General features: G+C 36.2%; 15 protein-coding genes and 1 tRNA gene. 5 read left to right on the top strand and 11 right to left on the bottom strand.

Annotated features, from left to right (window positions below; all coding sequences use genetic code 11):
* Positions 1 to 131: 131 nt before the first annotated feature.
* Positions 132 to 557, bottom strand: coding sequence for a hypothetical protein (locus ABMA72_RS04305; RefSeq protein WP_392856424.1), 426 nt, complete (start codon positions 555 to 557; stop codon positions 132 to 134).
* Between the two features lie 76 nt (positions 558 to 633).
* Between ABMA72_RS04305 and ABMA72_RS04300 the strand changes: the two genes are divergently transcribed.
* Positions 634 to 1,050, top strand: a complete 417-nt coding sequence (locus ABMA72_RS04300; protein WP_392856422.1) for a MauE/DoxX family redox-associated membrane protein — start codon at positions 634 to 636, stop codon at positions 1,048 to 1,050.
* On the opposite strand, the gene ABMA72_RS04295 is transcribed toward ABMA72_RS04300, so the two are convergent.
* Positions 1,047 to 1,538, bottom strand: a complete 492-nt coding sequence (locus ABMA72_RS04295; RefSeq protein ID WP_392856421.1) for an RrF2 family transcriptional regulator — start codon at positions 1,536 to 1,538, stop codon at positions 1,047 to 1,049. The two genes, ABMA72_RS04300 and ABMA72_RS04295, sit on opposite strands and share 4 nt — an antisense overlap.
* 247 nt (positions 1,539 to 1,785) lie before the next feature.
* Between ABMA72_RS04295 and ABMA72_RS04290 the strand changes: the two genes are divergently transcribed.
* On the top strand, positions 1,786 to 2,742 hold the full coding sequence (locus ABMA72_RS04290; protein WP_392856419.1) for a hypothetical protein: 957 nt from the start codon (positions 1,786 to 1,788) through the stop codon (positions 2,740 to 2,742).
* Positions 2,743 to 3,168: 426 nt separating this feature from the next.
* On the opposite strand, the gene ABMA72_RS04285 is transcribed toward ABMA72_RS04290, so the two are convergent.
* The 8 genes from ABMA72_RS04285 to ABMA72_RS04250 form a co-directional block, all read right to left on the bottom strand.
* Positions 3,169 to 3,483 carry a VF530 family DNA-binding protein gene (locus ABMA72_RS04285; RefSeq protein WP_393056181.1) on the bottom strand — a complete coding sequence of 105 codons (315 nt, stop codon included), beginning with the start codon at positions 3,481 to 3,483 and terminating at the stop codon, positions 3,169 to 3,171.
* A gap of 477 nt (positions 3,484 to 3,960) precedes the next feature.
* Entirely contained in the window at positions 3,961 to 4,278 is a 318-nt protein-coding gene (locus tag ABMA72_RS04280; RefSeq protein WP_392856415.1) for a hypothetical protein, read from the bottom strand.
* A complete protein-coding gene (locus tag ABMA72_RS04275) occupies positions 4,279 to 4,584 on the bottom strand; it encodes a type II toxin-antitoxin system RelE/ParE family toxin (RefSeq protein WP_392856412.1) in 306 nt (101 codons plus the stop codon).
* Positions 4,585 to 5,083: 499 nt separating this feature from the next.
* Positions 5,084 to 5,159: transfer RNA gene (locus ABMA72_RS04270), tRNA-Ala, on the bottom strand.
* A gap of 51 nt (positions 5,160 to 5,210) precedes the next feature.
* Entirely contained in the window at positions 5,211 to 7,412 is a 2,202-nt protein-coding gene (locus tag ABMA72_RS04265) for a hypothetical protein (protein WP_392856411.1), read from the bottom strand.
* A gap of 72 nt (positions 7,413 to 7,484) precedes the next feature.
* On the bottom strand, positions 7,485 to 8,096 hold the full coding sequence (locus tag ABMA72_RS04260) for a hypothetical protein (RefSeq protein WP_392856409.1): 612 nt from the start codon (positions 8,094 to 8,096) through the stop codon (positions 7,485 to 7,487).
* Positions 8,097 to 8,191: 95 nt separating this feature from the next.
* Complete coding sequence (locus tag ABMA72_RS04255; RefSeq protein ID WP_393056179.1) at positions 8,192 to 9,520, bottom strand: tetratricopeptide repeat protein; 1,329 nt, start codon at positions 9,518 to 9,520, stop codon at positions 8,192 to 8,194.
* 35 nt (positions 9,521 to 9,555) lie between these two features.
* A complete protein-coding gene (locus ABMA72_RS04250) occupies positions 9,556 to 9,990 on the bottom strand; it encodes a hypothetical protein (protein WP_392856404.1) in 435 nt (144 codons plus the stop codon).
* A 192-nt stretch (positions 9,991 to 10,182) separates the two neighbouring features.
* On the opposite strand from ABMA72_RS04250, the gene ABMA72_RS04245 reads away from it, so the two are divergent.
* Positions 10,183 to 10,467, top strand: a complete 285-nt coding sequence (locus ABMA72_RS04245) for a hypothetical protein (RefSeq protein ID WP_021266565.1) — start codon at positions 10,183 to 10,185, stop codon at positions 10,465 to 10,467.
* Between the two features lie 71 nt (positions 10,468 to 10,538).
* Here ABMA72_RS04245 and hisS read toward each other — a convergent pair whose 3' ends face one another.
* On the bottom strand, positions 10,539 to 11,879 hold the full coding sequence (hisS, locus tag ABMA72_RS04240; RefSeq protein ID WP_393056177.1) for a histidine--tRNA ligase: 1,341 nt from the start codon (positions 11,877 to 11,879) through the stop codon (positions 10,539 to 10,541).
* Between the two features lie 104 nt (positions 11,880 to 11,983).
* Here hisS and ABMA72_RS04235 point away from each other — a divergent pair, with 104 nt between their 5' ends.
* Together ABMA72_RS04235 and ABMA72_RS04230 are read left to right on the top strand one after the other, a co-directional pair.
* Positions 11,984 to 12,940: a M23 family metallopeptidase gene (locus tag ABMA72_RS04235; RefSeq protein ID WP_392856400.1), complete on the top strand. Its 957-nt coding sequence runs from the start codon at positions 11,984 to 11,986 to the stop codon at positions 12,938 to 12,940.
* Complete coding sequence (locus ABMA72_RS04230) at positions 12,940 to 14,145, top strand: DNA recombination protein RmuC (RefSeq protein ID WP_392856397.1); 1,206 nt, start codon at positions 12,940 to 12,942, stop codon at positions 14,143 to 14,145. Before ABMA72_RS04235 ends, ABMA72_RS04230 begins: the two co-directional genes overlap by 1 nt.
* Positions 14,146 to 14,367 lie beyond the last annotated feature (222 nt).

Raw genomic sequence — 14,367 nt, 5'->3', positions numbered from 1 at the left:
GGGGAGCTTTTCAAGGTACTTTTTTTTCATTTACGAGAGCATGACATGGGCAGGCCGGTCCATGCGTAAAGTAATATGTTAAAAAAGGGGAGAGTCCTAAATAGATTCCAACCAACGCAAAAATTAAATCTTTAAGCAATCTTACTCCCTTTCAGTGATCTTTGTTCCTTATAATAATAAAACTGCATGAAACCAACTAATACAGGAGGCATGTAGCATAAAGGTATATCCATGTATAAATGCTCCATCGCAACCAGTCCTCGAAGAGTGTCGAAGAGATGGACAAAGGCATGAGCTGTAAACCAAACCTGTAAAATAAAAAGTGTATTCTTTCTCCATGAACTATCAATAACTGATTTAAATGAAATCACACTTAGCACTAAGAAAATACATCCTAGATCACGAACAAAATGCTCATTTAAAGGGCCAAAGTCAGGAATTCTTCCAGGAAAGTTTTCATACCAATGTACAGGGCCAACTAACATCCATATCCCGCTTAAAAAATTTCCTAGAAATAATAAAAAGAAAAATAATCTCCACCTTTTTTCCTGACTCATATCTATCCTTTTAAAAAATATTGCAATTTTCTTATTAAGGATATATTGTGTCCTTAATTAGCTCAAGGAAAAAAGTATGTATTTTAAAAAAGCTCTTTTAGTGATTAGATATCTTCTCGCAATCACGTATTTGTGGGTTGTAGCGGATCGATTAAGCCTACTAGGCCCTGCTGGAAATATGGGAGTTGTTTGGGGTGATTTTGATACTTTCTTAAGCTACACGGCTAGTCTAAACCCATGGTTCCCTGAAAGTGTTTCATATTTTTTTGGATATATTGTTACTATCGTTGAAGTCTTATTAGCTGTCTTTTTTATTTTTAACGTAAGGTTAAAAGAAACCTTCTTAGCAAGTTTTCTACTCTTGATAACTTTTACTTTCAGCATGATTTTTTCAGTAGGGTTTGAAATGGTTTACGACTTTATTATCTTTACAGTTGTCTTGGCCTTATTAAATGGATACATGTTTTGGAGACTTAAAAGAGACGCAGATTAGGACATCTCTTTATTTACCCACTGTTCTGATAATTCAAAGATTTCTGCTGGAACTTGAGAATTTATTCCTGAGACAATGTCAGATAATTTCTTTTCTCTAAGAATATTTCTCCAAGCTTCATCGGCCTCAAGCATCGCAATTGCAATTGTGCACTTTACACTTTTATCTTTGTCTTTTTTCTTCAAGCAAGGATTGTTAAATCGAATCTCCTGACAATTAAAGGTTCTTTTCTTTCCTTCAATGGCCTCAACAATTTCTAAAAGGCTAATTTGAGAAGGATCTTTTGCTAATTGATAGCCACCTTTTGGACCTAAGGTCCCTTCAATCAATCCATTTGAGGCCAAAAGTTGTAAGGCCTTAGATAAGTATTCCTTTGGTATTCCATGAAATTTGGCGAGAACTTTTGTTGGGATAAATACTCCCTCTGGAACTCTCGCTAAAAATTCCATGCAATGTATTGCCCATTCAATCTGATTTCTCAATTTCAAATTTGTTCACCTGTATTTGTCATTAACGTCAAAATTATAGCATGATATTAACTATATAGCTCCCAATTCTATCTTAATTCTTAAGTCAATGATTCGACTAAGCTTTAGTATGTATAATGTCGAATAGTAGTTATGAAAATGAAAGTGCGAGTAATGTCGTTCTACGAAATAGTGTCTGGAACTACATTACTCAGTTAGTAACACCGGTGGGAATTAAAATCGATAATTGGTGCTATAGGATATTGGCATGTATTTTTATGTGGAAAAATGGTTGAAATTGTTTTTAATACTGTTGTTTTTATCATCTTGTACTTTTAATCATAGAAATGATGATTATGAAAAGGATGTAAATACAATTAAGAATTTATTAAAATATAATGTGACATCAGGAAAAATAAACAAAGAGCTTGTATCGAGCTTTGACGAGTGCATTCAAGCTACAGATAAGGTTGCTTTTAAAAAATGCATGAGTATTAAGATGAAGACTGTAGATGAACATGTTTATATTCTTACTGAAGGTCCGGGCAAAGAATATGAGAATTTTGTAAAATCATATAAAGACTATTTGTTTTTTAAATTATCCATCTTCTATAATATTGATAAAGAGGATTTAGCGTTGATTAAAGCTCCTAATGATATCTATATTGATATGAGAGGAAATAAAGGTGGAACGTATAAGGATTTAAATAGAGTATTATGTAGCCTTTTACTTATTGATATTTGTCCAAAAGATAGATTGTTATCATTTGCATTATTAAAAAAGATAACAGTTAATGAAAAACTATTTAAACCTAGAACTGTTATTGATACTGAATTTAATAGTAGGGAAGATGTCGTAGGTAGTGAAGGCTTTACTGAGATTGAAGATTTTCCAGACTTGATCGAGTTTAGATTTAATCGAGAAGAAGATCTTTCAAAATTTACTTTTAATCGTAATAAAATTACATTACTTCTTAATAAGAATTGTTATTCTGCATGTGCAACTATGGCATCTCTTCTAAAGAATTTAGGTTATGATGTCTGTACAGATGAAGAAGAGTTTGTCTTGAAGTTAACACCTTTTACTAATATTCAAGATTTTAAGCTACCTTCTTCAGGTATTCGTTATGTAATGCCTACTATATATAGAGAATTTAAGAAAAGAGAGTATCAAGAGATAAGCGTAAAAAAATGTAACGAGAGAGTGTTAGCTCAATTTAAGTAGTGATGGAAGAATAGGTATGAATTAATGTTTTTATAGAATGAGTCAACGAAAAGTAACTAAGAGCTCAATGCTGAGTGGGGGAATACCGCACAATGAAAATAACGAATGAAAAGACTTGTGTAAAGTGTCATGCTGGTTTTAGTTTAAATTATCTAAACTTAAGCAAGGCTATAAAATGTCCATCATGTGGTCAAACTAATATGATAAAGGTAAATAACTCAGTTTATAATTGGGGGATTTTTATTTTCTATACCTTCGTTTTTAGTTTTTTATCACTTTGGCTTGCTAATGAAACTTTAGGAAGTATTATGTTTGCAGTTAATTTACTTCTGATTGTCGTACATAATAACTTGTCTTGTGTTTTGATCGAGAAAAAATAATGATGGAGAAACGTTTCCTGATTCACACATGATCTTCCTATGCATCTCAATACTTTGTTTTACGTCCACCAGTTCCACTTCCAAGAGCAAGGTCTTTTTTCGATACTGTTCCATCGCTTTTCATTTTTTCTATCGTTTCTAAATTTCCACGATACATCTTCTCAATCTTTTGAATGGCCCATGGATTTTTTCTAATAAATTTTAAAATTTTATTAAACATGGGAGGCTCATCATTGAAACTATTAATCTCAGTCATTGCATAGATTTCTTTACAGCCAAAGAGGTTAATAACATCTGTTAGCATCATCTTTAAAGTCACGCCCTCTAAGGGGTCTTTCTTGCGATTGTTTTGATCATTCATTTTCTTACCTGGTTTTATATTATTTAGGATATGGTAACTTATAAAGTGTTATACATCCATTTACACTTTATTTCTTGGTTAAGTTGGCAAGATGCCAAATATTCAGCAGTTTTTTGTTCTTAGAGAGGTGATATATGAATATAGTATTTATTAGCATTTATGCATTTTTATTTTTTGTACTCGGCGTATTGTCTACATATAGTTCTATGCTCTTTATTAGATTGAAAAAGGACTATGATGTTTCAAAGTCATCTAATATGTTTGAGTTTATAAAGGAATGTGATGATTATAGATGTGTAAAAGCACGAAAGATATCTTTAGCTGTAAAAGCTGTAATATCGATAATTATTATTATGACTGTTTGGATACTATGTGTCTTTTAAGTTACTGTCCGTTCGTTTTTGTGTGGTATATAGAAACTGTAGTTCCAGGTGCTCTTTCTTGCGATTTTTTTGATCATTCATTTTTTTTCCTGTGTTATGCTGCGAGTTCTTTGTTGATAGCAGCAGTGATTTTAAGCATATTGTCGACATTGAAGTTTGCACCAGCGGCCATTCTTCTTATTGTAGCAATTGGGACTTTAGATCTTCTCGAAAGTTCCTCTTTATTTATCACACTAAGAAATCCAATTATGATTTCATGAAAGGCTTCTTTATCACCATCAAGAATTGCTTCAGATAATGCTTGTGATAAAGCTTTCTTGCTCTTGAAAAATTCTACAGAAGTATCTTTGTAGAGTTTTATCCCTTTTTTTAGTTTTATTGGCTCAAGGGATTTGATATCAAACTCTTTCATTTAATCATCCTTGTTTAATCTTTTTAATATTGATTTAGCTATATTTATATCTTTTGATTGTGAGTTTTTATTGCCTCCAAGTAAAAGAATAATTAAGCCCCAATTTTCATCATAAGCGATAGTGAAATATACTCTTCTTCCATTCTTCCACTTAAGTTCGGCGAGATCTTTACTTAGGTTTTTAGCTACACCAAAGTAACCATGTTCTCTTATCCGAGCAATTCTTGAATTGATCTGTCCCTTTTCTTTAGGTGTTTGCTCGCTGAACCACTTCTCAAACTCTTCAGTTCTTATAACGGAATACATATAAATCCTATCATATATGATGTATAAAGTCGATTTTCATATCATTTTTGATATGAATTATGTGTTTGAAATATATAAAATCATATAGTTAAGCATTTACTAACTTACGTTATTTTCAATTACTATCTTTAAACTGTGAGATCCTATGAATATTTCAGATGTGGGATAGAGGGATTAGGGCCGTAGTGGTTAGAGTTTAGCTACGCGCTTTTTCTTTACGCACGGCTAACGAAAAGTGACTTGGAACCGAATGCTCAGTGAAAAAGGGTGCTTGAATAATTAATGAATACAAAGTAATTGAAGAATTTCAGAATATATTTACATTACTATTAAGAGCACTTTACGGTGCTCTTTTTTATTTCAATTTTTGAGTAATAGTTAAAGATAAATGGAGGGAGGGGCTTATGCGGGATCGAGTCGACCGCCAAAAGCAATTAGATCTGACACTAAAATCAACAAAAACAAAAAAGCCCACTCTTTCGAGTGGGCTTTTTTGTTTTGGTGGACCTTAGCGGGATCGAACCGCTGACCTCTTCGCTGCCAGCGAAGCGCTCTCCCAGCTGAGCTAAAGGCCCATATGAAATGGTATAAAGTATAATAGGCCAACCCGCTTGGGGTTGGCAATATTATAATTCTGGTAAATCACCACTTTGGTCAAGCTCGCGAGCAATTTCTGCTTTCTTTGTGCTTACGGCCTCTTCGTAGTCACGGTAGAAACACTGGTTCTTGTAAGCTTCGTTCTTTGTTGAGAAACGCTCTTGGCCTTGGATGAGGTAAGGGATACCACCGCTCTTATCGAGGAGCTTCTTACATCTTTTTAGAACATACTTAGCTCTAAGGCCCATTCCTTTTTGTTTAATCATTGGGTAGTAGATGGCACAAGAGTGGAGAGTGTCGCGGTAGATATCGTGACGGCTTCCTTTGTCCAGGGCCACTTTTACGTTCTTGTTTAGAACCTTGATGATTTCTTTTGCAAATACCTTTTCAAAATTTTCACGCGCAGTATTCATCAGAGGAATATTACTTGCTCCCACGTTATCTCCACGTAGAAGACTTTCTTGCATTCCACGGTAAATTGGAACAAGGAAGATATACTTCGAGTAATTTAAGCTGTCTTGGTACGTAAGCTTTGGCGACTCAGCATATGGAAGTCCATATAAGAAGTATTCTTCTACTGTGCGGATATAGTTGTAAAAACTTGCATCAATTGTCTCAACTGAAAGTACATCACCATCTGACAGGTTATTTGCCAAATAAGTATACGCAGCTTGAGAAAGATCCTTGAAGCTATCACACTGACAAGTTGGATTGTCGATGTCACAATCCTCTGGCGTTAAGCCTTGAGTGTCTGTCACAACATTTTCAAAATTAACTAATGCCTTTAGGGCCTTAAGTGCTTTTCTAATTCTAATTGAAAAGAGTGACGTTGCCTCTGGTCTAGTTGTTGTATTCTCTAAGTCTTCTTCAAAGATTTGAATAACTTCTGTAATTGAAAAGTCTTTCTTATTATCGCGCCAATTATCTTCGGCCTCGATGACTTTATAAAGTCTTTCGACATTTACTGAGTTTCTTAACTTTTCAGAAAGTCTTTCCTTATCCGCTGAAAGGTCTGCTAGAGCAGGCTTAACAACTTCTTGGATATATTGCGAACGGTCTTCATCACGTGCAATAGCACCTTCCTGACAATCACTACTTTCTTTTACCCAGTACTTACCATCTTGGAACTCACGACAATAAACTTTTAGCTTAGAGTTGATATTAGAATACCAAGTTAGCATATGGGCCCATTCGCCCCATGGACGAATATTTTGGTAGCTATCATTCCATTCCTCAATTTCGTAAGGATTTGGCTGATAAAGTCTAAGTTTTGCCTGTTCTTTTTGAAGTGTTGCAATTGTAACGATCGTGTCCTGCTGGTTTGCAGTTTCGTAAATGTCACGAAGCTCACTTAGAATACGCTGAAGGCGAGGGTAGTGCTTTCTTAAGTCCTTGATTCGTTCAAAGTCTTTTGTTGGAGTATCTAGTTCCTTAATATAATTGTAGAGCCACTTTGCTTCTTCTCTTGTTGCATTCTTGCGACGAAGGTTACAAGTCATGGCATTGATATTCTTATAGGCACACTTGTAAGAAACGTAGTAGTTACGACTACTGAACAGGTCTTCTAATGCCTGGTTGGCATCATTTCCTTTAAACTGAACGTATGAAACAAGGCTGTCCACCATATTTGCTAGGCCCGTTGAAGCTGCGGCCGTAAAAAGGTTTGAACCTGGATAAAGTGCTCCCGCAACCTGACCCATAAGCATGATCGTTGGACGAATCATCTTTGTTCCAAGGTCTTCATCACACTCTGGTGCCGCTCTCAGATCATCAAGGATTGTTGTGGCCATACTCAATGAATCAACGACTCCATTGTTGCGATTATTGTCAGCATCAAGAAGTTCTTGTCTTCTGCGCTGAAGGCTTAGAATCTCTTGATCATACTCACCCGCGTATGAACTGGCCGTCACAAGCTTGTAGACTTCACTTGAGATCGTCTCAAGATTTGAGTCGATGATGGAAAGTTCACTTGAGCTTGATTGGTATTGCTCATTTAAAGAGGCGAGGAATGCTTTAGAGTTGGCATAGATTGACTGACAACGGTAGCGCTCGTCATTGATATCTTTGATTGCTGTGATAAGGGAGTCAACAACTTCAAGGACCGCTTGATCACTTACGAATTGACATGAGTTTGCAAGACGTCCGCTAAAAAGTATTGAGCTATTAAATTGAGCCTTAGAAAACGTGGCCACCATCGTGATGGCCACTATTTTAATTATAATTTTAATCATTAAAAAAACCTGTGTGTTGTGTTCTTGTGTGTATTTATTTTTTTAGCTTTTTAATTTTAAATTTTTTAAATTTTATAGTCTGCGACGATCAACTTTACTTGGTCCTGAAATACAGCTTCTAAGTGCATCCACAACCTCTTCTTGATCATTGCATGAGTATTTTGACTTACACTGCGTCTCAAAGCAGGCAACATCAAAAGTACCAGTACATTGGTTTGTAATTGCTTTTAAATCTTCAAGGCCATCAAAGTCTCTTGGATGTAGTCTTGAAAGAGCACTTGATAGACAAGAGTTTTGAACAAGCCAAAGTCTTGAGTTAATAAATGTAATTTCTGAAAATTCATCACGATCATAACGGTACATATTCTTCATGGCCGTTTGGTGAGCGTATCCTGAAACGTACTGGCAAGAGCGAGCAATTGAAACCATTTCTTCAATTTCATTTTGCTCATAGCTTGAGATTAGCTTCATTGAAAGATCAAGACATCCTAGATCTAGTTGTCTTGAACACGCATCAAAGATCATACGATGCTGCGTTCTTGAACTACATTCACCTGGATTGTTTGCACATAGCTTCTCTACACATTGAGCCTGTGTATGAGCTGGAATTTGTGGTGCTTGAAATTGCGCCATTGTACTCGTTAAGTAAACAATAGCAGCTAGCAAGATTACTGCTCTAAACATAAATACCCCCAAAAATTTCCTATTCTTATATAATTTTGGTGGGCCTATGCAAAGGTCTTTATAGTACGGCGCAGGGCGAAGTGTTCGTAATCACATCAGGCATTATAAAATTTATCGAGCCTAACCTTCATATTTGGATAGATTTTAAGGGCCTGTTCATACCACTCTTGAGTACTTTCTTTCTTACGCTTCATCTCTACAGATCGTTTAATAATGATTTCGTAAAGAATTTCTGAAGAGTAGCCACTATTGATTGTATCAATGGCCATCTTTAGTGATTGAGAAGCAGTGGAGTCTTTGTCGCAAACGAGGGCATCCATGAGAGGAGCATTCTCATATTGAGGAAATTTCTCCTTCTGCTTAATTTGAATATATTTAGTTGTCCTATTATCAGGTGTGTGGGCAAGGACAACAAGCATACGTTCAAGAATTGCTGGCTTTGTTGTACAGATTATTGAAGCCTCTTCTAAAAGTTTAAGTGATTCTCTGTACTTCTTATTTACTGCAAGATCTTGGATCTTTATTTTTTCAAAATCGAACTTATCAAGTTCACATTGAACATAAATAACTAAAGCTGCGGCAATGGCATCCTTGATATCATCGGCCGGTTCATTAACTTTCTTATAGGCTTCATAGTAATTTAAAATCAACTCATGCTTTCTGGCCGCAACAGCAACCATTGAAAGATCCCTAAGCATATCCGGAGAAATAGGGTAGGTCGCATGAAGCTTTAGTGAATACTGAAGTGCCATGTAGTAATTCTTTAAATGCTTATATGTTTTAAAGAATAACTTTAATGTATTGAAGTCTGTTGGGTTTAGTGAATAAGCTTGTTCTAATGACTTGATAGCATCATCATACTTCTCTTCTTTAAATTGACATAGACCTTCAAGGTAGTGTGTTTCAAATGGGTTCTTTGAGAGTTCACGTGCTTTTTGTGTTATTTCAAAAACCTTCTCATGCTTTGTGCCCACGTACTCATAAGCTTCATTAATCAGTTGTCTGTACTCACTAGGGGAAGACTTCATCTTATAAAGCTCTTCCATTAAGGCCTTAATACTATCAACGGTAAATGGGACTGGAAGAACGAGGTCAACTTGTTGTTGGGCAATTCTTGAAATGGCATCAATTGAGTCATTCTGAGTTAAGAGAATGAAGCTATTCTTTGTACGGTTAGGAAGAATTTTTAAGTGTTCTTTTAATACTTGATTGTAGCGTCCTTCGGCGAGAACTTCATAAGAGAATACAAGAGTAGGCTTAAAGCTTCTCATCTCCTTAATGGCATCTTCAAAAGTTTTGGCAAATCGTACATTCTTTCTCTGGACGCCCAGAGTTTTAAACGCATTTTCATAGGCTACGCGTGCGTTTCCTATGGACTCGACTACCAAAACTTCCATGTCGTTAAAAAATGCTTCTCTATTCATTTCTTCAATTCCGTAACTGTCTCTTATTTTTATTCTTATTCGTTGTGTGTGTTTCTATATTGATTTAAAAGTTCATTAAAGCGCTCTTGTCTTTCTAAGATCACCGCCTCAATTTTCTTATGCTCTTTTAGGTTGTCTTCAAGTAAGCGGAAAACAACTTTATTCTTCTCTGGCCCATACTCTTCAATCTCAATAACCTCGCTTGCCAGTTTTATGACATTTGCAAGCTTTGTAATATTAGCGAGCTGTCCTTTTGGTACTTGCGAGCTTTGAATAATGTAGAGGTTGATCTTGTGTCCGTTAGCACATGATTTCTTAGGTATAATTGCACAAATACTACTAGGTGATTCCAGCATGAGTATTTGGTTTTTTTCTGTATCGTAGACGTTTGTATTACTTGTGATATTTTCAAACGCTAATATAAATTTATTGCTTTTTTCTGAAGCAATTTTAATAGCTTGTTTATCCATCCCTAAAGATTAGCTTAAGCTTGGAATTGGTGCAAAGGTGACCATTTTACCCACTTATTTAGTTGAGATCAGGGTGTTTTATCGACAAATTAAAGAGGCATTCCGTTTTTTTTATTGACGTAGTTCAGGCCAGGTACTTAAAATTACATTATTACAAATTTTTCATTAAAAACACTAAACACGAGGTTTAAAATGGCAAAGAAAAAAGCTACGAAAAAAGCAGCTCCAAAGAAGGCAGCAAAGAAAGCAGCTCCAAAAAAAGCAGCTAAGAAAACAGCTAAAAAAGCAACTAAGAAAAAAGAAATGCTTCTAGTTGGTTCAAAAACTAAAGAAGCTCTTAAGGGTAAAGGATACAACGTATCTTCAGACGCTCTTGAAGCAATGAACGAGTACGTATACTGGCTAGTTGATCAAGCTCAAAAGAGATGTACAGCTAACGGTAGAAAGACAATTCGTCCATACGATATCCTAGGATAATCGACACGAATCAATTTCGTTAGAAATAAAGAAGGCCAGCTTAGCTGGCCTTTTTTTATGTCTAGGATCGACTATTTTGATATTTCTGTTTGTTCACCTGAGAGCATGTCCTTAATTTGTAACACACCTTTTTCTTTCTCGGCTTCACCATAGAAGATCACATTTTTAACCCCACGCTTATTGGCGTAAGTCATCTGCTTCTTCATCTTGGCCGAAGTAGGGTAGATTTCAATTGAGTGGCCTTCACTTCTAAATTTGCGAGCAATTTGTAGGTATTCTTTTTGATCGTTGTCATCCATGTTGATGATCATATAATCAACGCTTGCGCTAATATCTTCAAATAATCCGCGATCAAGCATCACATCATAAATTCTTTCTGCACCAAAAGAGATTCCAACACCAGAAAGCTTCTCCTTTTGGCCAAACATACTTGTTAGGTCATCATAGCGTCCACCGCCACCGATACTTCCCATTGAACCATCAACTAGCTTTACTTCAAAGATACAGCCTGTGTAGTAATCAAGCCCACGTGCCAGTGTAGGATCAAAGACAAGGTTCTCAATACCAAGCTCTCTTACATTTGAAAGAACAAATTCCAGCTCTTCAAGTCCTAGCTTCCCAATTTCATCTTCACCAAGAAAGTCTTTAATCTTTGCTAGTTTCTCATCAGAGTTACCTTCAAGTGTTAGAAGAGTTGAAAGACGACTTACTTGGTCCTCATTGAAGCCACGATTAAGTAGTTCTTCTCCAACTTTCTCAGCGCCAATTTTATCGAGCTTATCAATGGCAATTGTCATATCTGTTAATTTATCACTAACACCTAGAACACTTGCAATTCCTTGTAGGATTTTTCTGTTATTAATAACGATTTCAACACCGTCGATTTTTAGGTCCTTAAATACATCGTGATAGACTTCAACAAGTGATACTTCACTTAGAAGTGATTCTGTTCCGATGATATCTCCATCACACTGGTAGAATTCTCTATAGCGTCCTTTCTGAGGACGGTCAGCACGCCATACCGGCTGAATTTGGTAGCGCTTAAATGGCAGAGCGAGGTCATTTAGGTTTGCACACACATAACGAGCGAATGGAATTGTGAGATCGTAGCGAAGACCACGCTCACACATCTTACTTGAAACTGCACCAAGGTTCTTTTCTTGAAGATCTTCAGGTTTAACTTTCTTTAAAAAGTCTCCAGAGTTCAGAACGCGAAAAAGAAGCTTATCTCCTTCCTCTCCATACTTTCCCGTCAGTACGTTCAAGTTTTCAACGGCCGGTGTTTCAAGTGGCATAAAACCATGAGATTGAAACTTTTTTTTAATTGTTTCAAATATATGATTTCTTCTTGCTGACTCGATTGGTCCGAAATCTCTTGTACCTTTTGCATTTTGCGGCTTAATAGTCGCCATTAAATTACCCCTTCGAAATAAATATATTTGTTTATACCCTGATTTTTAATACTTTTAAAGCAATAGGCCTTTAAAAAACGTGACTTCTTTGCCATAATTTTCTTATGAGACAACACACAAAGCTATTACCACTTTTCTTTATTCTATTTATCTATTCATGTGCTGGAATCAGGCCACTACCACAGCTTGGGACTTACGAAGTTGAACAGCGAGTTGCCCATCCTGGTAAGGTCAATAAAATTGTCTTGGAATTGCCAAGTATTGGTGAGAAATTTCGCGTTCTTTGTGGAGAAGACACTCTCGGGCACAATGTAACGGGAAATACGCTTGAGACGGTATGGGCACCAAAATATTGGTACTTTGAGACAAAAGATGGCGAAGAAACGAATGCGCCAACTTCAGTTCATTGCTATTTAAAATCTGAGGTCTATGGCCAAGAGGTTCAATACCATATCGCAACATTTGAAATTAAGCCGTTTGATTATAAGAAATCATATATCAAGGTTTCAAAAAAGCATGTCGACTTATCACCTGAGGCCGTCAAACGCTGGCAGGAAGAAGTAAAGTTACAAAAAGACGCTTATGCTACAGCTGAGCTGGAGAAATCACTAACGGATAAAGAGTTTATTAAGCCTCTCGACTCTAAAATCACGGCCTATTACGGAAATCGTCGTGTCTTCAATAATAAGAAGAATAGCTGGCACTCAGGAACTGATATGCGCGCCAGAAGGCCGACTCCGGTAAAGGCTTCTAATGACGGAAAGGTTATTCTTGTTAAGGACCTCTTCTTTAATGGAAATGCTGTTTTCATTGATCACGGAGCTGGTGTCATAACAATGTATTGCCACTTGTCAAAGTTCAAGGTTAATCAAGGTGACACAGTAAAGCGTGGTCAAATCATTGCTTTAAGTGGTAATACTGGTCGCTCTAGCGCTCCACACTTACACTGGGGTGTTCGTGTTCAAGGTAAATGGATTGATGGCCTTCAGTTCATTAAAGAAAAAGGGCGAGAGCAAAAGGCCCAAAAATATGTTACGCCACAAGTTGAAGGGAAGAACTAATGACTCCAATTATTATTGTCATCGTTTTACAAATAGCGATCCTAGCTTTCTTATTTCTAATTTTTAAGAAAGAGCACACTGTTAACTTTGATGAAGTCACAAATCTCATCCGTTCTCAAAAAGATGATATAACAGAGACGCTTTTTAGAAATAATAATCAGCTAGCGGAGAATTTTTCAAATCTTCGTGAGATCGTGGTTGAGCGCCTAATGGAGACAAAAGGTGCTCTTAATAAAGACATGTTTAGTTTTAAGGATCAGTTAACGCAAGACCTTGAAAAGAAATTTGATAAGACTAATCATGCTATTCAAGAAAAGCTTGAAAAGATCAATAATAAGGTTCAAGAAAACTTAAATGAAGGTTTCAAAAAAACTAACGAAACTTTTACTGGGATTATTGCTCGTCTTGCTAAAATTGATGAGGCCCAAAAGAAGATCGAATCTCTTTCAACGAATGTTGTAAGTCTACAAGAGGTTTTAACCGATAAGAAATCACGTGGGATTTTTGGAGAGGTTCAGCTAACTTCTCTTCTGAAGTCTGTTTTTGGAGAAGGTGATAAGTACTACAAGCTTCAGTATAAGTTAAGTAATGACAAGCTTGTGGATGCCATGCTTGATCTGCCTGAGCCAATTGGAAGACTTTGTGTGGACTCGAAATTTCCATTAGAGAACTTTAAGAGAATGTTTGAGGGATCGGTTGAGGAAAAGACTGTTGCTCGCCGCGAGTTCGTGAAGAACGTTAAAAAGCATATTGATGATATTTCTTCTAAGTATATTATTAAGGGTGAAACTTCTGAGCAGGCCGTTCTATTTCTTCCTGCTGAGGCAATCTTTGCAGAGATCCATGCCTATCACGAAGATATTATCGCTTACTCACAAAAGAAGAATGTTTGGATTGCTTCACCGACAACTTTTATGGCCACATTAACTACAGTTCAGTCAGTCCTGATGAATATGGAGCGCTCTAAGTATATGTCGATTCTTCACGAAGAGATCAATAAGCTAGGAGTTGATTTTGGCCTCTATGAGAAGAGATGGGGCGATCTAACTAAGCACTTAGCGACGGTTACTAAAGATGTCAATAATATTAATATAACGACTGGAAAGATTTCTAAGAGATTTCAGAGGATTATGGAAGTTGAAATCGACAAGGGCCAGGCGCCAGAAGTCGAATTTTCTAGTCAGGAAAGTTTAAATGACCTATAATGGTCTATAATTTTCAATTATAAAGGATATACATATGAGTTTAGAAGTATTTGTAGCACTAAGTTTAGTAGGGTTCTGGGCACTTCTTCCGGCTTCTCTTGCAATTGCTTGTAAAGATTTTGACGATGCAATGATGGACGATCATCACTAAGAAGTCTTTTATTTTGTAAAGAATTTCCTGGTATTAAATAGTTAGGCGCGATTCTATAATGTTAATAAATA

It is taken from the genome of Halobacteriovorax sp. CON-3 (assembly GCF_043196995.1).
Classification (GTDB): domain Bacteria; phylum Bdellovibrionota; class Bacteriovoracia; order Bacteriovoracales; family Bacteriovoracaceae; genus Halobacteriovorax_A.
This window is presented reverse-complemented; position numbering and strand designations above follow the sequence as displayed.